22 protein-coding genes and 2 tRNA genes are annotated in these 24,693 nt (G+C 72.2%); 4 read left to right on the forward strand and 20 right to left on the reverse strand.

Annotation, left to right across the window (positions count from 1 at the left end; genetic code table 11):
* The first annotated feature begins 266 nt into the window (after positions 1–266).
* Positions 267–533: a 30S ribosomal protein S20 gene (rpsT, locus tag QC283_RS00890; RefSeq protein WP_279559344.1), complete on the forward strand. Its 267-nt coding sequence runs from the start codon at positions 267–269 to the stop codon at positions 531–533.
* Positions 534–804: 271 nt separating this feature from the next.
* On the opposite strand, the gene holA is transcribed toward rpsT, so the two are convergent.
* The 8 genes from holA to leuS all read right to left on the reverse strand — a co-directional run bounded on the left by holA (position 805) and on the right by leuS (position 12,322).
* Positions 805–1,794: a DNA polymerase III subunit delta gene (holA, locus tag QC283_RS00895; protein ID WP_279559345.1), complete on the reverse strand. Its 990-nt coding sequence runs from the start codon at positions 1,792–1,794 to the stop codon at positions 805–807.
* Positions 1,795–1,966: 172 nt separating this feature from the next.
* Complete coding sequence (locus QC283_RS00900; RefSeq protein ID WP_279559346.1) at positions 1,967–2,212, reverse strand: hypothetical protein; 246 nt, start codon at positions 2,210–2,212, stop codon at positions 1,967–1,969.
* A gap of 53 nt (positions 2,213–2,265) precedes the next feature.
* On the reverse strand, positions 2,266–3,147 hold the full coding sequence (locus QC283_RS00905; RefSeq protein WP_279559758.1) for a YceI family protein: 882 nt from the start codon (positions 3,145–3,147) through the stop codon (positions 2,266–2,268).
* 238 nt (positions 3,148–3,385) lie between these two features.
* Positions 3,386–6,097: a ComEC/Rec2 family competence protein gene (locus tag QC283_RS00910; RefSeq protein ID WP_279559347.1), complete on the reverse strand. Its 2,712-nt coding sequence runs from the start codon at positions 6,095–6,097 to the stop codon at positions 3,386–3,388.
* Positions 6,094–7,299, reverse strand: coding sequence for a ComEA family DNA-binding protein (locus QC283_RS00915; protein WP_279559348.1), 1,206 nt, complete (start codon positions 7,297–7,299; stop codon positions 6,094–6,096). The genes QC283_RS00910 and QC283_RS00915 overlap by 4 nt, the downstream gene beginning before the upstream one ends.
* A gap of 111 nt (positions 7,300–7,410) precedes the next feature.
* Positions 7,411–8,256: a DegV family protein gene (locus QC283_RS00920; RefSeq protein ID WP_279559349.1), complete on the reverse strand. Its 846-nt coding sequence runs from the start codon at positions 8,254–8,256 to the stop codon at positions 7,411–7,413.
* A 73-nt stretch (positions 8,257–8,329) separates the two neighbouring features.
* Positions 8,330–9,127 carry a hypothetical protein gene (locus QC283_RS00925; RefSeq protein ID WP_279559350.1) on the reverse strand — a complete coding sequence of 266 codons (798 nt, stop codon included), beginning with the start codon at positions 9,125–9,127 and terminating at the stop codon, positions 8,330–8,332.
* Between the two features lie 294 nt (positions 9,128–9,421).
* Positions 9,422–12,322, reverse strand: a complete 2,901-nt coding sequence (gene leuS, locus QC283_RS00930) for a leucine--tRNA ligase (RefSeq protein WP_279559351.1) — start codon at positions 12,320–12,322, stop codon at positions 9,422–9,424.
* 510 nt (positions 12,323–12,832) lie between these two features.
* On the opposite strand from leuS, the gene QC283_RS00935 reads away from it, so the two are divergent.
* Together QC283_RS00935 and QC283_RS00940 are read left to right on the forward strand one after the other, a co-directional pair.
* On the forward strand, positions 12,833–14,101 hold the full coding sequence (locus QC283_RS00935; RefSeq protein WP_279559352.1) for a cytochrome b/b6 domain-containing protein: 1,269 nt from the start codon (positions 12,833–12,835) through the stop codon (positions 14,099–14,101).
* 320 nt (positions 14,102–14,421) lie between these two features.
* Positions 14,422–16,035 (forward strand): NADH-quinone oxidoreductase subunit NuoF family protein, encoded by a 1,614-nt coding sequence (locus tag QC283_RS00940; protein ID WP_279559353.1) that lies wholly within the window; start codon positions 14,422–14,424, stop codon positions 16,033–16,035.
* A gap of 87 nt (positions 16,036–16,122) precedes the next feature.
* Here QC283_RS00940 and QC283_RS00945 read toward each other — a convergent pair.
* The 10 genes from QC283_RS00945 to QC283_RS00990 form a co-directional block, all read right to left on the reverse strand.
* A tRNA-Ala gene (locus QC283_RS00945) sits at positions 16,123–16,195 on the reverse strand.
* 111 nt (positions 16,196–16,306) lie between these two features.
* Positions 16,307–16,540: a hypothetical protein gene (locus tag QC283_RS00950; RefSeq protein ID WP_003976229.1), complete on the reverse strand. Its 234-nt coding sequence runs from the start codon at positions 16,538–16,540 to the stop codon at positions 16,307–16,309.
* Between the two features lie 3 nt (positions 16,541–16,543).
* On the reverse strand, positions 16,544–16,717 hold the full coding sequence (locus tag QC283_RS00955) for a hypothetical protein (RefSeq protein ID WP_279559354.1): 174 nt from the start codon (positions 16,715–16,717) through the stop codon (positions 16,544–16,546).
* A gap of 201 nt (positions 16,718–16,918) precedes the next feature.
* Positions 16,919–16,991: transfer RNA gene (locus QC283_RS00960), tRNA-Ala, on the reverse strand.
* A 120-nt stretch (positions 16,992–17,111) separates the two neighbouring features.
* Positions 17,112–17,783, reverse strand: coding sequence for a histidine phosphatase family protein (locus tag QC283_RS00965; protein ID WP_279559355.1), 672 nt, complete (start codon positions 17,781–17,783; stop codon positions 17,112–17,114).
* Entirely contained in the window at positions 17,780–18,226 is a 447-nt protein-coding gene (gene rsfS / locus QC283_RS00970) for a ribosome silencing factor (RefSeq protein WP_279559356.1), read from the reverse strand. Before rsfS ends, QC283_RS00965 begins: the two co-directional genes overlap by 4 nt.
* Positions 18,227–18,354: 128 nt before the next feature.
* The gene (locus QC283_RS00975) at positions 18,355–20,175 is read right to left on the reverse strand and encodes an LCP family protein (protein WP_279559357.1); all 1,821 of its coding nucleotides are present in this window, start codon (positions 20,173–20,175) and stop codon (positions 18,355–18,357) included.
* Between the two features lie 16 nt (positions 20,176–20,191).
* The gene (nadD, locus tag QC283_RS00980) at positions 20,192–20,914 is read right to left on the reverse strand and encodes a nicotinate-nucleotide adenylyltransferase (protein ID WP_279559358.1); all 723 of its coding nucleotides are present in this window, start codon (positions 20,912–20,914) and stop codon (positions 20,192–20,194) included.
* Positions 20,915–20,972: 58 nt separating this feature from the next.
* Positions 20,973–21,140 (reverse strand): hypothetical protein, encoded by a 168-nt coding sequence (locus tag QC283_RS00985; RefSeq protein ID WP_279559359.1) that lies wholly within the window; start codon positions 21,138–21,140, stop codon positions 20,973–20,975.
* Between the two features lie 122 nt (positions 21,141–21,262).
* Entirely contained in the window at positions 21,263–21,424 is a 162-nt protein-coding gene (locus QC283_RS00990; protein ID WP_279559360.1) for a hypothetical protein, read from the reverse strand.
* Positions 21,425–21,566: 142 nt separating this feature from the next.
* Between QC283_RS00990 and QC283_RS00995 the strand changes: the two genes are divergently transcribed.
* A complete protein-coding gene (locus QC283_RS00995) occupies positions 21,567–22,709 on the forward strand; it encodes a M48 family metallopeptidase (RefSeq protein WP_279559361.1) in 1,143 nt (380 codons plus the stop codon).
* Between the two features lie 120 nt (positions 22,710–22,829).
* Here the strand turns inward: QC283_RS00995 and QC283_RS01000 are convergent, their stop codons facing one another.
* Positions 22,830–23,903 (reverse strand): SCO2583 family membrane protein, encoded by a 1,074-nt coding sequence (locus QC283_RS01000; RefSeq protein WP_279559362.1) that lies wholly within the window; start codon positions 23,901–23,903, stop codon positions 22,830–22,832.
* Positions 23,904–23,988: 85 nt separating this feature from the next.
* Positions 23,989–24,564 carry an SCO2584 family spore wall biosynthesis protein gene (locus QC283_RS01005; RefSeq protein ID WP_279559363.1) on the reverse strand — a complete coding sequence of 192 codons (576 nt, stop codon included), beginning with the start codon at positions 24,562–24,564 and terminating at the stop codon, positions 23,989–23,991.
* Positions 24,565–24,693: the final 129 nt, after the last annotated feature.

Raw genomic sequence — 24,693 nt, forward strand, 5'->3', positions numbered from 1 at the left:
CCGGTCCGGGGGGGGGTGGGGCCGGTCCGGGGCGGGGCCAGTCCAGGGCGGGGCCGGGGTCAGGCCGGGATCGGGACGGGATCGGGCGGATCAGGCCGGGACCAGGCCGGGATTCGACCGTGACTCGGCCGGGATTGGGCCGCTCGACGGGCCGCTGGTAGTGTGGGGGGCTGTGTCTCTTGCCCTCTCAGCACGAGACGCTCCTTCAAGAAATCATCGGCACGGGACCCTCGCGGCCTCGTGCCTGAACCTGCAAAGGCTCATTCGTGGCGAACATCAAGTCCCAGATCAAGCGGAACAAGACCAACGAGAAGGCCCGGCTGCGCAACAAGGCCGTCAAGTCCTCTCTGAAGACCGCGGTCCGCAAGGCCCGTGAGGCCGCTGCCGCGGGTGACGTGGAGAAGGCCACCGAGTACCAGCGCCTTGCCGCGCGTCAGCTCGACAAGGCCGTCTCCAAGGGCGTCATCCACAAGAACCAGGCCGCCAACAAGAAGTCGGCGCTGTCGCAGAAGGTCGGCGCTCTCAAGGGCTGAACCACTTATCTGGTCTGATCGCCGGAAGGACCCAGGGCGGGCCCTCTCTCATCCGCTCCCGTCCGGCACCCAAGGATCCATGCGCGACCTGCGTTCGCCACGCGGGCATGGATCCCCCGAGCTTGATCCGAAGGCCCCGGTGGCCGTCCTTCCCCAGGACGGACGCCGGGGCCTTCGGTCTGCCCGGCCGCTGTCCGTCCTGGGTACCGCTTCCGGTCGTGTCGGGGCATGTGGTGCGGCTGACCGCCCTGTGCGGCGCTGCCGCTCGCGCCTACGCCCGCCCTCGCGAACGCGCCGCCCGGGCGATGATCACCACGGCCTTCTCCAGGGCGTACTCGGGATCCTCGCCGGCGCCCTTCACCCCGGCGTCCGCCTCGGCCACCGCGCGCAGGGCCACGGAGACGCCGTCCGGTGTCCAGCCGCGCATCTGCTGCCGTACGCGGTCGATCTTCCACGGCGGCATCCCCAGCTCGCGGGCGAGGTCGGCGGGGCGTCCGCCACGGGCGGAGGACAGCTTGCCGATCGCCCGCACGCCCTGTGCCAGCGCGCTGGTGATCAGCACCGGTGCCACTCCGGTCGACAGCGACCAGCGCAGCGCCTCCAGTGCCTCCGCCGCGCGTCCCTCGACCGCCCGGTCGGCGACCGTGAAGCTGGAGGCCTCGGCCCGTCCGGTGTAGTACTGCCCGACGACCGCCTCGTCGATCGTGCCCTCGATGTCCGCGGTCAGCTGGGACACCGCGGAGGCCAGCTCGCGCAGGTCGCTGCCGATCGAGTCGACCAGCGCCTGGCACGCCTCGGGGGTGGCCGACCGCCCGGCGGTACGGAACTCCGTCCGTACGAAGGCCAGTCGGTCGGCGGGCTTCGTCATCTTCGGGCACGCCACCTCGCGCGCGCCCGCCTTGCGGGCGGCGTCCAGCAGACCCTTGCCCTTCGCGCCGCCCGCGTGCAGCAGGACGAGGGTGATCTCCTCGGCGGGTGCGCCGAGGTAGGCCTTCACGTCCTTGACCGTGTCGGCGGACAGGTCCTGCGCGTTGCGTACGACCACGACCTTGCGCTCGGCGAAGAGCGAGGGGCTGGTGAGCTCGGCGAGCGTGCCGGGCTGCAGCTGGTCGGGGGTCAGGTCGCGTACGTCCGTGTCGGCGTCGGCGGCCTTCGCGGCGGCCACCACCTCCTGCACGGCACGGTCGAGCAGGAGGTCCTCCTGGCCCACGGCAAGGGTCACCGGGGCGAGAGGGTCGTCATTCGCAGTCTTCCTGGCCATCGCGACAAGCATCGCACGCACCGCTGACAACGGGCCCCGCCCCGCGTCCCGGCAGAGCCGGAAGGTGTCGTCCGAACCAGGCCGGCTCCGTGGAACGGCGCCCCGCCCGCCCTGCCCTCGGAGCCGAGCGGGGTCCGCCCCCGCGCCCCCGGAAGGGTCCGGACGACACCTCCTACGGCTCCTCGCGCCAGCCTTCCCACTCCCCGGCGAACTCGTCGAGCTCGCCGGGGTCCAGCCGTTCCTTCTCGTCGCGCAGGACGACGAGCCACTGGGCGTCCTCGGCGTCGTCCTCGCCGGCCAGGGCGTCACGGACGAGTCGGGGTTCCTCGTCGAGTCCGAACCGCTCCCCGAGCGCCTGGGCCACCTCCTGGGCGGCATCGCGGTCGGGCAGCACCAGCACATGTCTCACGTCACTCACGGGAGCCATTGTCGGGCACCGCGCGGCAACCGGACCGCCAGGCCGGTGTCGGGTCAGCTCTTGGGCACGATCTGGATGTCGAGGTCGATCCTGATGCTGGGGCCGACCACGGCGATGCCGCGCGCCAGCATCGTCTGCCAGCTCACCGTGAAGTCGTCGCGGTGCAGTTCGGTGGTGGCGCGGCAGGCGGCCCGGGCCTCGCCCTCCATCCCGTTGCCGAGGCCGAGGTACTCGGCGTCCAGGGTGACCGTGCGCGTCACACCGTGCAGCGACAGCGCCCCCGTGACGGCCCACCGGTTGCCGCCCCGGTGCGTGAACCGGTCGCTGTAGAACTCCAGGGTCGGAAACCGCTGCACGTCCAGGAAGTCCCCCGACCGCAGGTGGTCGTCGCGCATCTTCACGTTGGTGTCGATGGATGCCGCGTCGATCACCACGTGCATCGCCGACTGTTCCATGTCGTCGGCGATCCGCACGGCGCCCGCGAAGGAGTTGAACCGGCCGTGGATCCGGGCCAGCCCGATGTGCCGGGCGGTGAACGCGATCGACGAGTGCGCCGGCTCGATCTCCCAGTCGCCCGGTGTGGGCAGCTCCGGGGGCTGGGCCACCTGCAGGGTCACGTCGCCGAGTGAGGCCAGCGTGTCCTCCATGACGGTCGCGGACGCCCGGTACGGCGTGTAGCCCTCGGCGGACACCGCGAGCCGGTACTCCCCCGTGGGCACCGTCGCCACGAACGAGCCGAAGGGATCCGTCCCGCCGCTGACCACCTTGCGGCCCATGGCGTCGCTCACCGTGAACTCCGCGTTGGGCACCGGCTCGTTGACGGGGTCGAGGACCCGGCAGCTCAGCACTCCCGCGTCCGGCGGGGTCCGCACCGCCGCCAGGGGACCCGTCCGTTGCATCCGCTTCGTTCGGCTTCCCAGCCAGCGGCCGATCATCTGCGACACCCTCTGCACGACTTGAGAAACTAGTTGACGAAGAAACATTCGATCACTGATGAGGCTTTCGAGGCAACACAGGACCACATCACGGGAAACCGGCGCATGTGCTGGGAGTACGCACGAGTAGCCCCCTGTCGCCCGAATTGGCCGCTCCGGGCGGAATTTCTGACAGCCAGCGCCGGGTCGCCCCACCGTCACCACCGCGCCGCCCCACGGTGCGGGAGGAATCACGCCCTCAGTCCCCCGCCACCCGCAACGCCCCACCCGTGCCGGTCACCGCCAGGGCGCCGTCCCGGTCCGTCCGCAGCACCATCGCCCCTTCGGCGCGCAGCGCCTCGACGGTGCCGGGGGCGGGGTGGCCGTAGGTGTTGTCCTCTCCGCAGCTGATGAGGGCCAGCCGTGGGGACACCTTCCGCATGAGGCCGGGGTCCTGGTGGGCGGAACCGTGATGGGCCACCTTCAGCACGTCGACCCCTTCCAGCGCCGCTGCCGCCGGTGATCGTGCCAGCTCCTGCTGGGCCGGGGGCTCCAGGTCCCCGAGCAGCAGCAGGCGCAGTCCCGCCGTCCGCACCAGAAGCGTGACGCTGGCGTCGTTGGGTCCTTCCGTGCTTGTCGGCGGGCCCGGCACCATGCCCGCCTGCGCGCCCGGCACCGTGGACGACGTCGGTGGGCCCGGCGGTGGCCACACCACCTGCCAGGACAGTGGGCCGGACCGCCGTCGCTCCCCGGCGGCGGCGTGCCGCAGGGGAATCCGCCGTGCCGCCGCCTGTCTGCGGACGGACTCGGCCTGGTCCTCGGGTTCCTCGAGGGCGGTCGTCTCGATCGCCCCCACCGAACGTCCCCGCAGCACCCCGGACAGCCCCGCCACATGGTCGGCGTGGAAGTGGGTCAGCACCACGAGCGGGACGCGGGTGATGCCGAGCGAGCGCAGACAGTGGTCCACCAGCGCCGGGTCGGGCCCGGCGTCCACGACCACGCCCGCGCCCTCCCCCGCCGCGAGCACCATGGCGTCGCCCTGCCCCACGTCGCACATCACCATCCGCCAGTCCGGCGGAGGCCACCCGGTGACCACCCGGGCCAGCGGCGGCGGACGCACCACCGCGAGCACCAGCAGCACCGCGCAGACTCCACACCACCAGGGGTGTCTCAGCAACCGCCGGCCGACGAGCAGCACGCCCACCGTGACCAGGGCGAGCAGCGCCGCCCCGGTCCAGCTGCCCGGCCAGTCCACTCCCGCGCCGGGCAGCGCGGCGCCGGTGCGGGCGATTCCCGCGATCCACTCGGCCGGCCAGCCTCCGCACCAGGCCAGTCCCTCGGCCACCGGCATCGCCACCGGTGCCGCCGCCAGCGCGGCGAAGCCCAGCACCGTGGCCGGCGCGACCGCGAACTCCGTGAGCAGATTGCACGGCACTCCCACCAGACTCACCCGCGCCGAGAGCACTGCGACGACCGGCGCGCACAGGGCCTGCGCGGCACTCGCGGCGGCCAGCGCCTCGGCGAGCCGGGGCGGCACCCGGTGCCGGCGCAATGCCGTGCTCCACCGTGGAGCGAGCGTCAGCAGCGCCCCCGTGGCCAGCACGGAGAGCAGGAAGCCGTAGCTGCGGGCCAGCCACGGGTCGTACAGCACCAGCAGCAGTACGGCCGTCGCCAGCGCCGGGAGCAGCGATCTGCGGCGTCCGGTGGCCAGGGCGAGCAGGGCGACGGACCCGCAGGCGGCCGCCCGCAGCACGCTCGGGTCGGGCCGGCACACGACGACGAAGCCGAGGGCGAGCGCTCCGCCGAGCAGCGCGGTCGTCCGCAGCGAGAGACCGAGACCGGGTGCCAGCCCTCGGCGTTCGCTGCGCTGGGCCAGTCCGGGGGGCCCGAGCAACAGGGCGAGCACGATCGTGAAGTTGGCACCGGAGACGGCCAGGGTGTGCGCGAGGTCGGTCTCCTTGAAGGCCTCTTCCAGCTCCGGTGTGACGCGCGAGGTGTCCCCGACGACCAACCCCGGCAGCAGCGCCCGCGCGTCCGCCGGCAGTCCGTCGGTGGCCTCCCGCAGCCCGGCCCGCAGCCGCCCGGCCAGCCGCTGCGCGCCCGACGGCTCGGCCACCACCTTCGGTGGCTCCCGACCGCCCTGTACCCGCAGCACGGCCGCGATCCGGTCCCCGCTCGTCCTCGGGGGCGCCGTCCGGGCGGTGACGCCGAGCCGTGTGGTCGGCAGCAGTCCCAGCCAGCGCGCGGCGCCGGGCCCGGCTCCGGAGAGCCGCGAGTCCCCCGGTGAGCGGCCGAAGGCGCGGCTCGGGTCCTGTTCGTTCACGTCGACGAGCAGCAGCACCGGCGTCCGAGTGGTCGCGGCCGCCCCGTCCTTCCCGGTCACCCGTCGGACGTCGGCCTCGATCACCACCGTGGGCGCGACGGCACGGTTGCCCCGGACGCGGGGCCGGGTGAGGCGGGGGTCGGCGGTGACCTCCACTTCCGCGGTGACGGTGGCGTACTGCCGCGCCAGCGCGGGCACGGGCCCACGATGAAGGTCCGCGCCGTGCAGCGCGGCCGAGGTGGCGGAGGCGGCGACGCAGAGGAGCAGAGCGGCGACCGCGACGTGGGGCCGCCCGCGCGCCGTACGCCGTCCGCGCGCCGGCCTCAGCAGCAGTACCCCGGCCAGGACAAGGCTGCCGGTGACGAGGCCCACTGCCCAGTCGGCCGGTGCGTCCAGCACCAGCGCCGCCGTCGCCCAGGCCGCGAGCGCGGGCGGGACCAGCCGCAGATCCGTAGGCTCGTCCTGCCGGGGATGGGCCGCGCCGAGCCGGTGCCCGGAAGCGGCGTGCACGGCCGCGCGCGGGGGCGCCGTCCGGTCGGAGGGCTCCCTGGACGGATCGGAGGGCTCCCCGGGCAGACCGGAGGGCTCCCCGGGCGGACTGTGCCGTCTCGTCCCGGTGCTCGGGTTCGTGCTCGCGTCCGTACTCATGGCCGCACGAGGTTTCGCAGGTCGGCGAAGCGGCGTTCCCCGATGCCGGTCACCTCGCGCAACTCGTCCACCGAGCGGAAACCCCCGTGCTGGGTGCGGTAGTCGATGATGTGCCGGGCCAGCACGGGACCGACGCCCGGCAGCGTGTCGAGCTGATCGGCGGTCGCCGTGTTCAGAGAGACCGGTGCCGCGGGTGCGGCTCCCGCCGCTGGGCCGCCCGGTCCGGCGGGGGCGGTGCCGCCGGGCCCGGACCCCGTGGCCGGCGTGGAGGCACCGACGATCACCTGCTCGCCGTCCACCAGGAAGCGCGCCTGGTTCAGCCCGTCGGTCTTGGTGCCGGACCGCACTCCCCCGGCGGCACGCAGGGCGTCCGCGACACGTGAACCGGTCGGGAGGCGGTGGATCCCGGGCTTTCGGACCTTGCCGCCGACGTCCACCACGATCTCGGCCCCGGCTGTGGCCGTGCCCTTGGCCGTGCCCGTGGCCGTGCCCGTGGGCGCGCCGGTCGCGGGATCTCCTGCGGCCGCCTCGCCCTCTCGCTCCTCGCCGTACGCCGCCGCTTCCCGCACCAACTCGGGTGCCGCCACCGGCTGGGTGCGGCCGGTCCAGAAGTGCTGCGCGGCGAAGACCGCCGCGACGACGAGCAGTACCGTGAGCGCGGCCACGCTGCGCCGCTCCAGCCCGCACCGTGTCTGCAGCCACACCGGCATCCGCTCCCGCAGCGCCTCCCCCGCCCTCTCCCGCCAGGGCGTCATGACGCCGTCCGGTGACGCCCCCTCTGGCCGAGCCCTCTCCTCCCGAGCGCCTGCTCCCCCAGCGCCTTCGTCCTGGGCCCCTTCTTCCCGGGCCCGGTCTTCTCGCGCTGCCTCCTCCGCGCCTCGTGGCGGCGGCCCCGGCGGCCCCTTCCCCGACTCGCCCTGCTGACCGGCGTGTTCGGCGTGTTCACCGCGTCCGAGTCCGGGGTGTTCGCCGCCTCCGAGTTCGGCGGGTTCGCCGCGTCCGTGCTCGGCGAAGAGTGCCTCCGCACGTCGACGGAGCTCCTGCGCCGGTGCGCGACGGCGCCCGTGCCGCGCCCGGTCGAGGGAGCGGGAGTGGGAGTGGGAGCGGGATGAGTGGCGTGGACGGACCCGGCCGTCGGAGGCCGGGGCGCGCCCCGGGCCACTGGTCGCGGTCGCTGTACGTGAGTGTGATCGAAGAGCCATGCGACGAGGATCGGACACCTCGGCACATTCGCGATGATCTTGCTCAGTTCCCGGGGACTACCGCCGGGTTGTGGACAACTCCGCCCCCCACACGAGTGATCCGACGGCCCCTCACCGCGACGAGACCACAACCCCCAGCAGCCCGGGCCCGGTATGCGCCCCGATCACCGCGCCGACTTCGCTCACATGGAGATCGGCCAGTCCAGGCACCCGGCTTCGCAGGCGGTCCGCCAGGGCCGACGCCCGGTCGGGGGCGGCGAGGTGGTGGACGGCGATGTCGACGGGTGCGCCGCCCGCCCGGTCTGCGACGATCTCCTCCAGCCGGGCGATGGCCTTGGACGCCGTCCGGACCTTCTCCAGGGGCTCGATGCGGCCGTCGCCCAGCCGGAGCAGCGGTTTCACCGCGAGCGCGGATCCGAACAGGGCCTGGGCCGCCCCGATCCGGCCGCCGCGCCGCAGATAGTCGAGGGTGTCGACGTAGAAGTAGGCGGAGGTGCCCGCGGCCCGCTTCTCCGCGGCCGTGACGGCTTCGTCCACCGTGCCGCCGGCCTCCGCCGCCCCCGCAGCGGCGAGCGCGCAGAAGCCGAGGGCCATCGCGATCATCCCGGTGTCCACGACGCGCACCGGGACGGCCGCCTGACGCGCGGCGACGACGGCCGCGTCGTGCGTACCGGAGAGTTCGGCGGAGAGGTGGAGGGAGACGATGCCGTCGGCGCCGGACTCGGCGATCCTGCGGTAGGTCTCGGCGAAGAGTTCGGGGCTGGGGCGGGAGGTGGTGACCGGTCGCCGTTTCTGCAGGGCCTGGGCCAGCGAGCGGGTCGAGATCTCGGTGCCCTCCTCCAGCGCCCGGTCGCCCAGGACGACGGTCAGGGGTACCGCGGTGATGCCGTGCCGCTCCATCGTCCGGGCCGGGAGGTAGGCCGTTGAATCCGTGACGATAGCGACATGGCGGGACATGAGCTGGAGGTTACCTGGCGTAGCGCCCAGACGGCAGCCCGGCCTCGACGGCCGGGCGTTCACACGGCTGTGATCAGGTCGTGCTCTCCGGACGGGCCTTCTTCTGCCAGGGGTACACCGGGCTCGGGGCGGGCGGGGTGATGGCGGGCCTCGCGGGCTTCTCCGCCGGCTCCTGCCGCGGGGCCTGTGGGGCCTGTGGGGTCTGCGCGGCCTGTGGGGTCTGGGCGGTCTCGGCGGCCTGTGGGGTCTGCGGCCAACTCTGCCGGGCGGCCGGAGCGTCGGGGGCGGGGGCCTCGGGCCAGGGCGGCGGGGCGGCGGTGGGCTCCGTCTCCATCCAGTGACGCAGGGCGCCCGCCTCGACGTCGATCTGCGCGCTCAGCGAGTCCAGGTCGTCGTCGGCGAAGCGGCGGGCCCGGTCACGGGCTGCCCAGCGCAGGGCCTCCGCCGACCGGGTGATCCGCTCGGTGCGCTCGCGCATCGCGGGAAGGAGCCCGCCGAGCGTCGCGCGGTCCGGTTCCGACTCCAGCCGCCTGAGCTCGGCGTCCAGTTCGTACCCGTGCGCGCTGAGCCGGTCGAAGAGGGCGAGGGACTCCTTGAGGGACTCGTCCTCGGCCACGCTCGCGTGCAGCGCGTCCTGCGTGGCCCGCATCGACGTGCGCAGCGACAGCCGCAGCTGTGCGAGCTCGCCCGCCGGACCGAGCTGGACGAAGGACTTGGCCCGCAGGGTGTGGTCCTCGACCGTGCGGCGGGCCTGGGTGATACCGCGGTCCACGCTGCGCTTGGCGGCGCCGACGGCCTTCACCGTGGCGTAGACGCCCAGGACGACGGCGAGCACGAAGAGCAGGGCGAATACCGTGATCACTGCTTCCACGAAGCTCCTCCTCCGAGCGTCCGGCCCGCGCACCGGCGGGCCACGGCACTCTCCGTGCCGCTCTTCCACGGTAAACGCAGCGGGCAGGCTCAGGGTTCCGACAGAACCCCGAACCTGCCCGTGCTCGACCCTGAACCCGCCCGTACCGGACACGGGCCGTCCCTTACGGGACGCCCCCGAGCCGTTGGCGAACGCCCCCGAACCCGTGGCGAACACCCCGAGCCGTCGGCGAACGCCTCAGAGGACCCGGTCCCGCCGCGCCGGCGTCACGCCGCGCCGGCCGTCACGCCGACGTCACGCCGGGACGATGTTCACCAGCTTCGGTGCCCGCACGATCACCTTGCGGATCCCCGCTCCGTCCAGCGCGGCCACGACCTTCTCGTCGGCCAGCGCCGCCTTCTCCAGGTCCTCCTCGGAGATGGACGGAGCGACCTCCAGCCGCGCCTTGACCTTGCCCTTGATCTGCACGACGCAGGTCACGGTCTCGTCGACGACGTAGGCCGGGTCGGCGACCGGGAAGTCCTGGTGGACGACCGAGTCCGTGTGCCCCAGCTTGCGCCACAGCTCCTCGGCGGCGTGCGGGGCCAGCGGCGCGACCAGCAGCACCAGTCGCTCGGCGACCGTGCGCGGGACCGGGCCGCCCACCTTCGTCAGGTGGTTGTTCAGCTCGGTGACCTTGGCGATGGCGGTGTTGAACCGCATGCCCTCCAGGTCCTGCCGTACGCCGTCGATGGCCTTGTGCAGGGCGCGCAGGGTGTCCGCGTCGATGTCGGTGTCCGCGGCGTCCGCCACCGTCACCTCGCCGGTGTTCTCGTCGACGATGTTGCGCCACAGCCGCTGCAGCAGCCGGAACTGGCCCACCACCGCGCGCGTGTCCCACGGCCGGGAGACGTCCAGCGGGCCCATCGCCATCTCGTACAGGCGCAGGGTGTCGGCGCCGTACTCGGCGCAGATCTCGTCGGGGGTGACCGCGTTCTTCAGGGACTTGCCCATCTTGCCCAGCAGCCGGGAGACCTTCTCGCCCTGGTGGTAGTACGCGCCGTCGCGCTCCTCCACCTCGGCGGCCGGCACCGCGATGCCGCGGCTGTCCCGGTAGACGTAGGCCTGGATCATGCCCTGGTTGAACAGCTTGTGGAACGGCTCGGCCGAGGAGACGTGGCCCAGGTCGAACAGGACCTTGGACCAGAAGCGCGCGTACAGCAGGTGCAGCACGGCGTGCTCGGCGCCGCCGACGTACAGGTCGACGCCGCCGTGCGGCAGGCCCTCGCGCGGGCCCATCCAGTACTGCTCGATCTCGGGGTCGACCAGCCGCTCGCTGTTGTGCGGGTCCAGGTAGCGCAGCTCGTACCAGCAGGAGCCGGCCCAGTTGGGCATGGTGTTGGTCTCGCGCCGGAACCGGCGCGGGCCGCGGCCGTCGCCCAGGTCCAGGGTGACGTTGACCCATTCCTCGTTGCGCGAGAGCGGGGTCTCGGGCCGGGTGTCGGCGTCGTCCGGGTCGAAGGTCCGCGGGGAGTAGTCCTCGACCTCGGGCAGCTCCAGCGGCAGCATCGACTCGGGCAGCGGGTGGGCGATGCCGTCCTCGTCGTAGACGATCGGGAAGGGCTCGCCCCAGTAGCGCTGGCGGCTGAACAGCCAGTCGCGCAGGCGGAAGTTGACGGTTCCCTCACCGGCGCCGGTGCGTTCCAGCCACTCGGTGACGCGCTCCTTGGCCTCGACGACGCCCAGGCCGTCCAGGCTGATCCCGTCGTTCGACGAGTTCATGATCTTCGCGTCGTAGGAGGCGAAGGCGTCCTCCCACGTGGCCGGGTCGGTACCCCGGCCGTCGGTGGGCTCGACGATGCAGCGGATCGGCAGCTCGAAGGCGCGCGCGAACTCGAAGTCGCGCTGGTCGCCCGCCGGGACGGCCATGATCGCGCCGGTGCCGTAGCCCATCAGCACGTAGTCGGCGATGAAGACCGGGACCTGCTCGCCGTTGACCGGGTTGGTCGCGTGGGCGCCGATGAAGACGCCGGTCTTGTCCTTGGCCTCGGCCTGCCGCTCGACGTCGGACTTGGACGCGGCCTGCGCGCGGTACGCCGCGACGGCCTCGGCCGGGGTCGCGTGAGAGCCGGTCCACGCGTCGTGCGTGCCCTCGGGCCAGGCGGCCGGGGTGAACTTGTCGACCAGCGGGTGCTCGGGTGCCAGCACCATGTAGGTGGCGCCGAACAGGGTGTCCGGGCGGGTGGTGAAGACGGTGATGTTCTCCCCGTCGATGGGGAAGTCGACGCGGGCGCCCTCGGAGCGGCCGATCCAGTTGCGCTGCTGCAGCTTGATGGCCTCGGGCCAGTCCAGCGCGTCCAGGTCGTCCAGCAGCCGGTCGGCGTAGGCGGTGATGCGCATGTTCCACTGGCGCAGCTTGGACTTGAAGACGGGGAAGTTGCCGCGCTCGGAGCGGCCGTCGGCGGTGACCTCCTCGTTGGCCAGCACGGTGCCCAGGCCGGGGCACCAGTTGACGGGCGCGTCGGAGGCGTAGGCCAGGCGGTACTCGCCCAGGACGTCGGCGCGCTCGGCCTCGGTCAGCGTGCTCCACACGCGCCCGGCGTGGCCCGGGACCGTCCGCTCACCGGACTCGAACTGCGCGACCAGCTCGGCGATCGGCCGGGCCTTCTTCGCCTCGTCGTCGTACCAGGAGTTGAAGATCTGCAGGAAGATCCACTGGGTCCACTTGTAGTACTCGGGGTCGATCGTGGCGAACGACCGGCGCGTGTCGTGGCCCAGACCCAGCCGGCGCAGCTGGCTCCGCATGTTCTTCATGTTGGCCTCGGTGGACACGCGCGGGTGCGTGCCGGTCTGCACGGCGTACTGCTCGGCGGGCAGGCCGAAGGCGTCGAAGCCCAGGGTGTGCAGGACGTTGTGGCCGGTCATCCGCTGGAAGCGGGCGAAGACGTCGGTGGCGATGTAGCCCAGGGGGTGACCGACGTGCAGGCCCGCACCGGAGGGGTACGGGAACATGTCCATGATGAATTTCTTGGGCCTGGCGACCAGCTCCGGGTCGCCCGCCAGGTCGCCCTTGGGGTTCGGCGCGGCGTACGTCCCCTCGGCGTCCCAGAAGTCCTGCCAGCGTGCCTCGATCTCGGCGGCCATGGCAGCCGTGTAGCGGTGCGGCGCGGCGTCCGCCGACACAGGGGCGGTCGCCGCGGGGTTCGTCTCGCTCATGATCCTCAAAGCTCCATCGATCGTCTCTGCCAGCGGCTGCGACATTCAAGACCAGCGGCTTCGAATGCCGGGAAATGAAAAATCCCCTCGCACAGGAGGGGACGCCGCGCTGATTCCGGCCACCGGATTTCGACCGGGCCGGGACTGATCAGCGCGGCTCGCTAAGCAGAAGGCGTACGGCACGCATGGCGTCAGGGTACCGCAGTCGTCGAGCGGGTCGCGAGGGGCTTCCGGCCACCCGCACCACGCCTTACGTCCGGCCGACCTGAACCACGGTCAAAGGTTACTTCGCGTAACGACCGCTATGGGGCATCAGCACGAGCGCATTGTCATTTGATAACAACGCAATAACTCAAACCTCGTACCCGCGGGTATGGCGCCACTTAGAGTGCGGCAGCGGGACCGCTTTACCGAACCGCTCGGAGTCGCCCCCATGAACCCTCCCCTGATCCACCCCCGCGGCAACACCTCATCCCCTCCCCGCGCGTCCGTGACGTGGGGAGGTCTGCCGTGGTGACGAACGACAGCACGGCGGACGACACCTTCGCGCAGTTCCTCGACTTCGGCGCCGGCGTCCTCTCTCTCGTCTTCCTCAGCTGCTCGGTGATCTGGGGGCTCGTCGCCCAGGACCGGATCGTCCTCGACACCCGCGGGCGGATTCTGGCCCAGGCGGTACACCGGACCACCGCGGCCGCCTCGGTCGTGTTCCTGCTGGTGCACATCGGGGTCAAGCTGGCGCTGGAGCACACCACCTGGGTCGCCGCGGTGATCCCGTTCGGGCTCCTGGCCACGGACGACGAGTCGTTCGGCGGCCGGGGCGTCCTCATCGGCTTCGGCACCCTGGCCAGCATGCTCATGATTTTCGTGGGCGTCACCGGCGCCCTGCGCAACCGCTTCGCGTCCCCGGCTCCCGTGGCCGCCCGCTGGCGGGCCATGCACATGCTGGCCTACCCGGCGTGGTGCCTGGCCCTGCTGCACGGGCTCTACGCGGGTCGCGCGGCGAAGCCGGTCTTCCTGATCCTGTACGGCCTGTCCCTGCTCGGCGTCATGGCCGCCCTGGCACTGCGTGCGGCGCCCCACCCGGTCAAGCGCCGGGTCGCCGACCGGATCGCCGGGTTCCTCGGGACCGGGGAGCGGATGGCCCGTGAGGAACTGGAGGAGAGCCGGGCCCGGACGACGGCCGGCTCGGCGCTGCCGGGCTACGAGGGCACCGGGGTGTCGCGGCCACGCGCGGCGGGCCCGTCCACCCCGTTGTACGAGCCCGCGGAGCGCCTCACTCCCCCGGAGCCGGCGAGCGGCTTCGCGGCGGCCTACCGTGCCGTGTCCGGGCCCTCGGGCGCACGACGGCAACCGCTGACGGCCGACGCGACGGCGTCCACCCGGCTGCCGCCGGACATGCGGCCCACCGAGGCGATGCCCCTCGTGGACGGCGTCGGCAGCGCCCCGGGCAACTGGCCCGTCCCGTCGCCGCCGCCGGTCGGCGAGGCGCCCCCGTCGGCGTACGACCCGCTCAACGACACGGGACACACCATCCCGGTCTACGGCACACCGGGCGCGCCGGACCACGGCTCGAGTGACGTGTACGACACCGGTGAGACGAACACGGTCCACGACACGTACTACCCGAACGACACGTACAACAGCGGTCCCGCCACTGAACCGACCCCCGCCGGTACGTCCCCCGGCCCGTCCCCCGGTCCGTCGTCCCACGACGCGTCCTACGACTTCGACGCGCCGGGTTCGGGCGAACCCTGGAACACGCCTACCGGAGGCTACTGATTGAGTCCTCCCCCAGCTGAAGCAGAGGGATTCCTGGCTCACGCCGCCTGCGGGTCAGCGACCCGACAGGTCTTCCACGATCAACACCAGCCGGGTCGAAACCAGCCCGGTTTGTCACAGCAAAGCTCGGAGGTGCATGTGCTGTCCTGGCTCTCGATCAGCACGACGTACGCCCTTGGTTCTCGCAACGCACGGCGCTCAGCCTACCCGGTCAGGCGGACGGTGTTCCGTCCCGGAGGCGAGATCCCGTTCCCTGCCCTGCTCCGCAGGAGTCCTGTTCCTCCCCGGCCTGAAGGCCGGGGCATCCTCAGAGGAACCCGGTGAACGAGGCCCTGCCCGACGTACCCGAAGTCCGTGTGGTCGGTCTTCCCCAGCTCACGTCGGGTTTCGACCTTGTCGAGCGGCTGGACCTGGCCATGCACCTCAAGGTGCACGGACCGCTCGAACCGCTGGGCGGCGAACAGCTCGCCCAGCTCTCCGAACGCATCAACCTGAGGGGCCGCGGCGGCGCGGGCTTCCCCTTCCACAAGAAGCTGCGCTCGGTCGCGGAGGCCGCGATCAAGCGTGGCGTACGGCCGGTCGTGGTCGTCAACGGCAGCGAGGACGAGCCGGCCTGCCGCAAGGACACGGTGCTCATCAACCGTGCCCCGCACCTGATCCTGGACGGCGCGCTGCTGTGCGCCGAGGCCATGGGCGCCCGCACCCTCGTCATCGGCGTCACCCGTGAGTCCACCCAGCGCTCCATGGAGGCCGCCCTCGCCGAGCGGGGTCTGAGCAACGGGCGCCGGTCCGCCCTCCGCGCGCGCGTGCAGCGCAATCCGGTCCGTATGGTCACCGGCGCGGCGGCCTCGCTGGTCCGCTCCATCGACGGTGGCCCGGCGATCCCGCCCGGCCGCAAGGTCAGCGCTTCGAGGAGCGGCGTCGGCGGCGCGCCGACCCTGCTGTCCAACGCGGAGACGTTCGCCCAGCTGGCGATCGCCGCCCGCATCGGCCCTGAGCGCTACGGCAACACCGGCCTGTACGACGAGCCGGGCACCGTCATGCTCACCGTCTCCGGCGCGGTGGCCCGCCCGATGGTGATCGAGGTGCCGACGGGTGTGCCGCTGCGCTACGTCCTCCAGCTGGCCGGCGCCCCGCCGGTGCCGCAGGGTGTGCTGACCGGCGGCTACCACGGCAAGTGGATCGACGCGGCGACCGTCGACGAGGCGATCGTCTCCCGCGACTCCCTGCGGCGGGTGGGCGGCTCGCTGGGCGCGGGCGCGATCCTGCCGATCGGTCAGGGCACCTGCCCGCTGGGCGAGTCGCTGCGGGTGGCGCAGTGGCTGGCCCAGGAGAGCGCGGGCCAGTGCGGCCCCTGCTACCTGGGCCTGCCGGCCGCCGCGCGCGGCCTGGAGGACATTCTGAACGGCGGCGGTCCGGCCGCCCTGGAGGCGGTCAAGCAGGTCGCGAGGAACGTGAAACGGCGCGGCGCCTGCTCGCACCCGGACGGCTCGGCGATGTTCATCGAGTCGACCCTCGACGCGTTCACGGACGACCTCGCCGCCCATGTCCTCGGCAACGGCTGCGGACGGCCGGTGGAGGGCGTACTGCCGCTCCTCGAGGGTGGCGGGACCCCTACGGGCATCCCGGGCGGCGGCGGGGAGGAGAACGGCCCCAGCCGGCAGAAGATCTACGTCGACTGGACGTTGTGCCGGGGGCACGGACTGTGCGCGGACATCCTCCCGGAGGTCTTCCAGCTCGGCGCCGACGGCTTCCCGACCGTGGCGCAGGCCGACGTGCCGCGCTTCGCGGAGGCCAAGGCGGTCCGCGCGGTGCGCCGCTGTCCGGCGCTCGCCCTGCGCATCGAGGAGGACACCCGCGGGCAGGCCCCGTCCTCGCGCACCAACCTGCCGGTCCTGTCCCAGGGGCGCGGCCGCCGGGCGCTCGGCCGCTGAGGCAGCGGCGAAGACCTGGGCCCTGGGGCCGCGGCGAAGACGGGAACGAACAAACCCCCCGGATCGAAGATCCGGGGGGTTTCTCTGTGGAGCTAAGGAGAATTGAACTCCTGACCTCCTGCATGCCATGCAGGCGCTCTACCAACTGAGCTATAGCCCCTTGCTGTCCGCCGCCCGGTTTCCCCGGCGGCGACGCCAACATTACACGGTCGACCGGGGACAACACCAAATCGTTTCCAGTTTGCCCGTTTTGCCCCCTTGTGGGGGCTCGCTACGCCGTGACGAACGAATAGAACCGCTTGAGCGTGCAGTGCTCCTCGAGGAGCCGGCCGTAGATCGGCTCACCCTCGAGTTCGCGGTACGTCTCGATCGGGTCGCCTTTTATGATCAGCGCCCGCGCGCACTCCTCGCACCAGTACTGGTAGTCCGGATTGACCGGCTCCATGTCCCGCACGATCGGGGTGCCGCTGCCGCACCAGTCGCACTTTCGCCTGTGTGCACCCATCGATCAGCTCCAGCTGTGGCCGCAGGCCGTGCACACGTACGAGATTCCGCCGTTGTCGCCGAGGACTTGGGCCACGTGCCCGGAACCGCAGGAAGGGCAGTTGAGACGGGTGGACGTGTGCCGCGCCACCGCTGGGCCGAGGAGGTGACCGACCTCCTCGCGGATGCTCGCAGGCATCGCCCCTCCCTCCCGTCGGGTCGCGGTCCCCTTCCGGCCGTTTGATTCTGCCACGACCGGGCCAATACGGTCAGCGACGCCTCAGTACCAGTCCGGACACGGAGTCCCACAGGGGTATACGCCCGTGGGACGCCCGTTGCTCAAGCGGGCGGATGCGAAAAATCCCGCCCCCCGAGGGGGACGGGATTCGTCCGTGGGCTGTGGAGCTAAGGAGAATTGAACTCCTGACCTCCTGCATGCCATGCAGGCGCTCTACCAACTGAGCTATAGCCCCTGGTGCCACGCGGCTGGGCCGCATGGTCTTTCGCTCCGCTCGGCGGGGCGAACAAGAAGAACTTTAGCCTGCGACCTGCCGGAAAGTGAAATCCGGGTACCGGGCCCGGCCGGCCGCTCCTCAGTCGTCGTCGCCGAGCACCGGTTCCGGCAGCGTGCCGGCGTTGTGCTCGAGCAGACGCCAGCCTCGGACGCCTTCGCCCAGGACGGACCAGCAGCAGTTGGTCAGGCCGCCGAGGCTCTCCCAGCTGTGCGGTTCCAGACCGAGCAGGCGGCCGATGGTGGTGCGGATCGTGCCGCCGTGGCTGACCACGACGAGGGTGCCGTCCTCGGAGAGCTTCTCGGCGTGCCGGAGCACCACGGGGGCCGCGCGGTCGGCCACCTCGGTCTCCAGCTCGCCGCCGCCGCGACGGACCGGCTCGCCGCGCTTCCACGCCGCGTACTCCTCGCCGTGCCGCGCGATGATCTCGTCGTGCGTCAGCCCCTGCCAGACGCCCGCGTAGGTCTCCCGCAGGCCCTCCTCGAGCGTCACGTCCAGGCCGGTCAGGGCGGCGAGCTCGGCGGCCGTGCTCGCGGCCCGCCGGAGGTCGGAGGCGACGATCGCGTCGGGCCTCAGACCGACCAGCAGCCGGGCGGCACGGCGGGCCTGGGCCACGCCGGTCTCGGTGAGGCCGACGTCCGTGGTGCCCTGGAAGCGGCGCTCCACGTTCCACGAGGTCTGGCCGTGCCGCCAGAGGATGACGCGCCGGCCGCGGCCCGGCTGTCCGGCCGTCACCTCGCCGGTGGCGCTCATCGCCAGTCCCCGTCGGTCTCCGTCGCCTCCTCGGCGGCCCGGAGCCTGGCGTGCTCCTCCGCCTTGCCGCGGGTCTCCTTGGCGTCGGCGGGCAGCTCCAGCTCGGGGCAGTCCTTCCACAGCCGCTCGAGGGCGTAGAAGACGCGCTCCTCGCTGTGCTGGACGTGGACGACGATGTCGACGTAGTCGAGCAGGACCCAGCGGGCCTCGCGGTCGCCCTCGCGGCGCACCGGCTTGACGCCGAGTTCCTTGCTGAGCCGTTCCTCGATCTCGTCGACGATCGACTTGACCTGGCGGTCGTTGGGCGCGGAGGCCAGCAGGAAGGCGTCCGTGATCGACAGCACGTCGCTGACGTCGTAGGCGATGATGTCGTGCGCGAGCTTGTCGGCCGCCGCCTGCGCGGCGGTGTTGATGAGTTCGGTGGAGCGGTCGGTCGCGGTCACTGCCTGGCTTTCGGGTCGGCGGTCGGTTGACCTCAAGGGTCTCACGACCGCCGACGACGGCCCACGTGACAATCACCCGCCCGCCAGGAGGCCGGTCTCCAGGGAGCCGCTCTCCAGGGAGCCGTTCTCTAGGAGGCCGGTTCGTAGTCCTGGCCGAGCACCACCGAGACCCTCGCGTTCGCGGAGACCTCACCTTGGGTGACGGAGTCGGTGGGCAGGCCCAGGGTCTTGGCCACCTGGACGGCGTTCTCCTTGTCGGCGGCCTCGGCGTAGACGACCTCGGACGTCGCCGCGGTGCCGGAGGCGGTGCCGCCCTCCAGGAAGGTGAAGCCGCCGTTGAGGAGCACCACGCGGGCCTGGCCGGCGCGGTCCTCGACACCGGTGGCGTCGCGTACGGAGACGCTGACGGCCGCGTCCTTGTCGGGGCTCTTGGCGGTGCCGCCGAGGACGTCCTTGACGACGCCCGCACCGGCTTCGGCGCTGAGCCTGCCGTCGTCCCGCACGGGCAGCAGCGTGGTCTTGAAGTCGCCGCCCTTGGCGAGGTCGGAGAGCCCGGCGAGGAAGGAGCCGAGGTCCTTCTCGGTCAGGGGCGGGTCGAGGATCAGCCCGAGGGTCTGGACGGTGGTCGTCGCGGCCGCGGGATCCGAGGACAGCTTGCGCAGCACCCCCTGCATGACCTGCCCGAACCGCTTCAGTTGCGCGTCCGCCTCCTCACCGGAGCCGCGGTGGGTGGCGTAGGCGACGGCCGTCTTGCCGCTGAGGGTCTGGCCGTCGCCCTTGCGTACGAGGGGTGCGGCGCCCTTTTCCTTGGCCTCCGGGTCGGGGACGTCGGTGTCGGTGTCGACCTCGATGTTGCCGACCAGGTCGACGAGGATCTGGAGGTACGGCGTGTCCAGGCGCCAGGTGCCCTCGATGTCGGTGCCGAGGGCCGAGTCGAGCGCGGTGCGGGTCGCGTCGGGGCCCTCGTCGTCGACGGACTTGGCGAGCGTGGTGGTGGTGCCGTCGTCGCCGGTCAGGGAGAGGGAGTTGGGCACCAGCACGGCCGTGCCCTGCTTGGTGGTGGTGTTGTCGACGAGGAGTGCGGTGGAGGTGCCGCCGCCGTCGGTGTCGTGCAGGTGGACGGCGATCACGTCGCGCTTCTGGGCGCCGGCCGCCGTCGAACCGCCCGTCGTGTCGTCCGAGGAGGACAGTCCGGGCAGCTTTCCGGCGTACCAGAGGTAGCCGACGCCGCCGACCGCGACCAGCGCGAGGACGACGGCCAGGGCGACGACACGCGTGCGTGCGCGCCGCCGGGCCTCCTCGCGGCGCTCGGTGCGGTTCTCCGTGAACTTCATCCAGTCGATGACGTCCTCGGAGTCGTCGGCCGGCTCCTCGACGAAGGCGAACTGCTCGGTGTGGTACTCCCGGTCGGGTTCGGCGGCCTCCTCGGGGGCCCGCGCTTCCGGTCGCCCGGGCGGGTCCGGTTCTCCCGCCTGCTGCGGGATGTGGGCGGTCTGCTCGGCGACCTGAGGCTGCCGGCCGCTGGTGGCGGCCTGCCCGTACGGGTCGTAGGACGGCTGCGTGTGCGTACCGGAGGCGTAGCCGTCGTAGGAGTCGTAACCGGGTGTGGGCGGCTGCTGCCCGGTGTCGTAGCCGGTCTGGGCGCCGTAGGTGTCGTAGGGGGCGTAGCCGGTGGTGGGCGGCTGCTGCCCGCCCGCGGCGTACGGGTCGTAGCCGTAGCCCTGCTGCCCGTACGGCTGACCCTGGTCCGGTTGGTGCTGCGGGGTCTGCTGTACGTGCTGCCCCTGCTGTCCCTGCTGTTGCGCGTACGCGTCGTACGGCTGCTGCCCGGCGGGGTGGGCCGGGGCCCGGCCCTGGGCCTGGCGGTACACCGGCCGGCCGTACTCGTCATAGCCGACGAGTTCGTACTGGTCGCCGCCGTCGTACCCCGCGTCGTATCCGTCGTTCACCGGTGCCCCTCTCGGCTCACTCGCCGCGGTACAGCTCGCGCTTGTCGATGTAGCGCACGACTCCGTCCGGCACCAGGTACCAGACGGGATCGCCCTTGGCGACTCTCGCACGGCAGTCCGTGGAGGAGATGGCGAGGGCGGGGACCTCGACGAGCGAGACGCCGCCCTTGGGGAGTCCGGCGTCCGTCAGGTGGTGGCCCGGCCGGGTGACGCCGATGAAGTGCGCGAGGGAGAACAGTTCCTCGCTGTCGCGCCAGGTGAGGATCTGGGCGAGGGCGTCGGCGCCGGTGATGAAGAACAGGTCCGCTTCCGGGTTGAGCTCGCTCAGGTCGCGCAGGGTGTCCACGGTGTAGGTGGGGCCGCCGCGGTCGATGTCGATGCGGCTCACCGAGAACTGCGGGTTCTCGACGGTGGCGACGACCGTCATCAGATAGCGGTCCTCGGCCGCGGAGACCGTGCGGTGGCTCTTCTGCCACGGCTGGCCGGTGGGCACGAACACCACCTCGTCGAGATGGAACTGCGCGGCGACCTCGCTGGCCGCCACGAGGTGCCCGTGGTGGATCGGGTCGAAGGTGCCGCCCATGACGCCGAGTCGGCGCCTGCCCGACGGCGACGGGCCGCTGCCCCGGCCGGTGGCGCGGGCGGGCACCGCGCGGCTGTGCGTGTCACGCGCCGGTGTGCGCTCCGCGTCGTACGTCGCCTCGTGCGCCGGACCGGTAGGCATGTCCTGCTCTCCCATGCGTGCAGACCCTACCGGCCCGGCCCGCGAGCTCCCGCCTCCCCCACAGCCCTCGCGCTCAGCGGTCGCGGTTGAACCGGGTGGTGATCCACAGCAGAAGCATCAGGGCGAGGAACGCGCCGATGCCGGTGACGTAGGGGCTGAGGCTCTGGTGGTTGCCGCTGTGCTCCGCGCCGCCCTCGGAGGCGAGGGTGACAAACTGGGCAGCGGTGCTGTGGAAGCTCATCTTCGGCAGGACCTATCCGGTGTGGGCGGGATAAAGACGTCCGCTCATCGTATGCGGGCGCCTCACGGACGATCACGCCGACTCCGCCGTTGGGGACCGGACCGGGGAACCTTCGGATCGCCTCAGTCGTCCTTCTGCTTGTACCCCCGCAGCAGGAACCACGCGGTCAGCACACAGCCCACCACCATCACGATCAGCACGATCCGGAGCAGATTCCCCGGTCCTTGCTGCCCGGCCGCGCCCATCGCCGCGGCGAGCCAGTCGGTGTGGGGGGTGTGTGCCATGACGTGGACTCCTTCGTTGCACTGCCCGTCCACGGTATCTCCGCCTAGGCTGGGCTCGGCTTCGGGGGAGCAAAGGGCCATACAAGGGTTCGTAAAGGGCCAGACATACGCGCAGGCCTCACACACGCACATGGGGGAAGACATGTCCGACGGCCACCAGCACAACGGGCACGAGAACGTGCCGAGCAGGCAGCGCAGGCGCTTCCCCGGAATCTCCTCGCGTGCGTACGAGCATCCGGCCGACCGCAGCGCCCTGGTGGCACTGCGCAAGCTGAGCGGTTTCGACACGGTCTTCAAGGCGCTGAGCGGCCTGCTGCCCGAGCGGAGTCTGAGGCTGCTGTTCCTGTCCGACTCGGTGCGGGTGTCGGACCGCCAGTTCGCCCATCTGAACGTCATGCTGCGCGACGCCTGTTACATCCTGGACCTGGAGAAGGTCCCCCCGATGTACGTCAACCAGGACCCGACTCCGAACGCGATGTGCATCGGCCTGGACGAGCCGATCATCGTCGTCACCACGGGCCTCGTCGAGCTGCTGGACGAGGAGGAGATGCGGGCGGTCGTCGGGCACGAGGTCGGGCACGCGCTGTCCGGGCACGCGGTCTACCGGACCGTCCTGCTCTTCCTGACGTCCCTCGCGGTCCGGGTCGCCTGGATCCCGCTGGGCAATCTGGCGATCATGGCGATCGTGACCGCGCTGCGCGAGTGGTTCCGCAAGTCGGAGCTGTCGGCGGACCGCGCGGGTCTGCTGGTCGGTCAGGACCTGCAGGCCTCCATGCGGGGCCTGATGAAGATCGCGGGCGGTAATCACCTGCACGAGATGAACGTGGACGCGTTCCTGGAGCAGGCCGACGAGTACGAGGCCGGGGGCGACCTGCGCGACTCCGTACTGAAGATCCTGAACGTGCTGCCCCGCTCCCACCCCTTCACCACGGTGCGTGCCGCCGAGCTGAAGAAGTGGGCGGCGTCCCGGGAGTACCAGCGGATCATGGACGGCCACTACCCGCGGCGCGACGAGGACAAGGACACTTCGGTCCGGGACTCCTTCCGCCAGTCGGCGTCCAGCTACGCCACGGATGTACGCGGCTCCAAGGACCCGCTGATGAAGCTGGTGAACGACATCGCGGGGGGCGCCGGTGACCTCGGTGACCGGATGCGCCGGGGATTCGGCGGCTTCACGGGCTCCCAGCAGGGGTCGCCCAAGGACACGGACGCGCCGTCCGACGGCCCGGAGGGGACCGGCGGCCCAAAGACCCCGGACGACCGTCCGCCGCGCGACGGCGCCTGAAGCAGAGACGCGGGCGGGGCCGGCCGCCCCGGCCCCGACGCCCTCGGCCGGGCACCCACCGCCGGCGGGTCACGCCCTCGGCCGGATGCCTGCCCCGGCCGGATGCCTGCCCCCGGTCGGTCACGCCCTCGGCTGTGCGCCCGCCGCGAGGGTGCCGCACAGGGCCGTGGGGTTGTCCGTGGTGTACGGGTCGGTGCCGGCGGGGGCACCCGTCGTGGCCGTCTGGCCCGCGAGCAGCGGGCGGAGGTGGCTCGCCGGGTTCTCGGCGCAGGAGTGCGGACCGGCCTGGACGTAGGACTCGACGAGCTGCGTCTGGTGCAGCCGCAGGTCGTCCCGGTCGAAACGGAAGCGCAGCTCGCGCCGGACGGTGAACAGCGACGTCTCGGCCCGGGCGTCGTCCGCGGGCCGCAGCGGGTACACCATGGTGTGGTCGGCGCTGACCTCCAGGGTGGACGCGTCGCTCTCCGTCACCCGCAGGCTGCCGTTCACCCGGATCGCGGCGTCGGCCAGCTCGGCACGGGCCGGGTCGAAGCGCACCAGCCATCCGGTGGGCGCGTGCCGGCCGTCCGCGGTGGGCTTCTCGAAGCTCTCGTCGAACTGGTCGAACTGCTCCGGGTCCAGCAGCACCCGCACCGAACGGACCTCCCCGCCGCCGACCACGTCCGGGTCGAGCGCCGAGCGGACGATGTAGTTCTTGGCGGTGGTGAGCGCGTTCAGCACCTGGTCGTCGGAGAAGTGCGCGGTGCGCCCGGCGCCGTCCGGCAACCGGACGCCCTTCGCCGAGGGCCGGAAGTCCGCGGCGGGGCTGCGCTCGTACAGGTACGCGGCGTCGTCGGCGCCGGGCACCCGGCCCCGCGGTGCGAGCGGGACGACGGTCATCCGCGCCGGTTCCGCGACCCGCTGCGCGGCGGGGCTCTGGTACGGGTGCCGTACGCCCATGTAGATGGCGGTGCCGAAGGCGACGGCGATCAGCACGACGAGGACCAGCGCCTGCCGGGACAGGCCGGCCCGGCGCAGCGCCGTACGGCGGCGGACGGCGGGCGCGTGGTCGGACAGGCGCTCCTGGGCGGAGAACTCCTGGAGCCGGGCAGCGCGGACGAACGACTCGTCGAAGACGACCGATCGGTACTCGTCCTCTCCGCCTCCGGGGGCGCCCTCGGGCGTCCCTCCGGGCGGGTCGCCAAGTCCTGCCATACCTTCAGGGTAGGTTCCCGGAAGGTCGCGTAAACGCGTCGGCGCAAGGGAAGTCGGGGCAGGTTCCGGCCGCCGGACGGCCTGGTCAGGGGGTGCGCGGGATGACCGACACGGCCGGCTGGGAGTAGTCGGCGGAGGCGGAGGGCGTCACGGCCCGGCCCTGCTCGGGACCGGTAGAGACGGGGGGCGGCGGCACCACCTGCTGCGTGCCGCCGCCCGAGGACGCGCCCCGGTAGACGGCCACGAAGGCCAGCGCGACCATGCCCACGCCCATCACGAGGGCGAGTACCCAGGCGACGGGCCGGTGCCAGCGGACCTGCTTGCCGGACGCCGCGGGAGCGCCGTACGGGCGGTCGAGGAGGTCGCGGTCGTCGTCCGGGTCGTCGAGGTCGGGATCATGGCCGAAATCGCCGTACCCGTCGTCGTAGCGCTCGCCTCCGGTGCGGCCGCGGCGGGCCGCTTCCGCCTCGGTGGCCTCGGCTCTGGCCTGCGCGGCCGCCAGGAGGCGCTCGACGGCGGTCGGCTCGTGCACCGCTGCCGCCCGCACGAAGGCCTCGTCGAATACCACGGAGGCGAACTCTTCGTCCGACACCCCGCGGTCGTGTTCGTCGTCGGGCTCCCAGCCGTCAGGGAACGGCCTACCCCCCACGTCCTCCGGCACGGGTCCAGAGTAGACCTGGGTGGTCGATTTGGGCAGACGGCGGGGAAATTCAACCGGTGGGTGAGATGCCCCGATCGGATCACGGGCGCGACCGCGGGCGCGTGCCCCGCACGCGCGCCCACGCGTGTG

Origin of the sequence: Streptomyces sp. DH41 (assembly GCF_029813785.1) — a bacterium.
Classification (GTDB): Bacteria; Actinomycetota; Actinomycetes; order Streptomycetales; family Streptomycetaceae; genus Streptomyces.

Bases quoted from the DNA above. Each gene is read 5' to 3' on its own strand.
- leuS (WP_279559351.1), bottom strand. From the start codon at position 12,322: ATGAGCGAGACGAACCCCGCGGCGACCGCCCCTGTGTCGGCGGACGCC.
- QC283_RS00985 (WP_279559359.1), bottom strand. From the start codon at position 21,140: ATGAGCTTCCACAGCACCGCTGCCCAGTTTGTCACCCTCGCCTCCGAG.
- QC283_RS00965 (WP_279559355.1), bottom strand. From the start codon at position 17,783: ATGAGCGCCACCGGCGAGGTGACGGCCGGACAGCCGGGCCGCGGCCGG.
- QC283_RS00955 (WP_279559354.1), bottom strand. From the start codon at position 16,717: ATGCCTGCGAGCATCCGCGAGGAGGTCGGTCACCTCCTCGGCCCAGCG.
- QC283_RS00915 (WP_279559348.1), bottom strand. From the start codon at position 7,299: ATGGCTCTTCGATCACACTCACGTACAGCGACCGCGACCAGTGGCCCG.
- QC283_RS00995 (WP_279559361.1), top strand. From the start codon at position 21,567: ATGTCCGACGGCCACCAGCACAACGGGCACGAGAACGTGCCGAGCAGG.
- QC283_RS00920 (WP_279559349.1), bottom strand. From the start codon at position 8,256: ATGTCCCGCCATGTCGCTATCGTCACGGATTCAACGGCCTACCTCCCG.
- QC283_RS00910 (WP_279559347.1), bottom strand. From the start codon at position 6,097: ATGAGTACGGACGCGAGCACGAACCCGAGCACCGGGACGAGACGGCAC.
- QC283_RS01000 (WP_279559362.1), bottom strand. From the start codon at position 23,903: ATGGCAGGACTTGGCGACCCGCCCGGAGGGACGCCCGAGGGCGCCCCC.
- QC283_RS00905 (WP_279559758.1), bottom strand. From the start codon at position 3,147: ATGATCGGCCGCTGGCTGGGAAGCCGAACGAAGCGGATGCAACGGACG.
- holA (WP_279559345.1), bottom strand. From the start codon at position 1,794: ATGGCCAGGAAGACTGCGAATGACGACCCTCTCGCCCCGGTGACCCTT.
- QC283_RS00990 (WP_279559360.1), bottom strand. From the start codon at position 21,424: ATGGCACACACCCCCCACACCGACTGGCTCGCCGCGGCGATGGGCGCG.
- QC283_RS00950 (WP_003976229.1), bottom strand. From the start codon at position 16,540: ATGGGTGCACACAGGCGAAAGTGCGACTGGTGCGGCAGCGGCACCCCG.
- nadD (WP_279559358.1), bottom strand. From the start codon at position 20,914: ATGGGAGAGCAGGACATGCCTACCGGTCCGGCGCACGAGGCGACGTAC.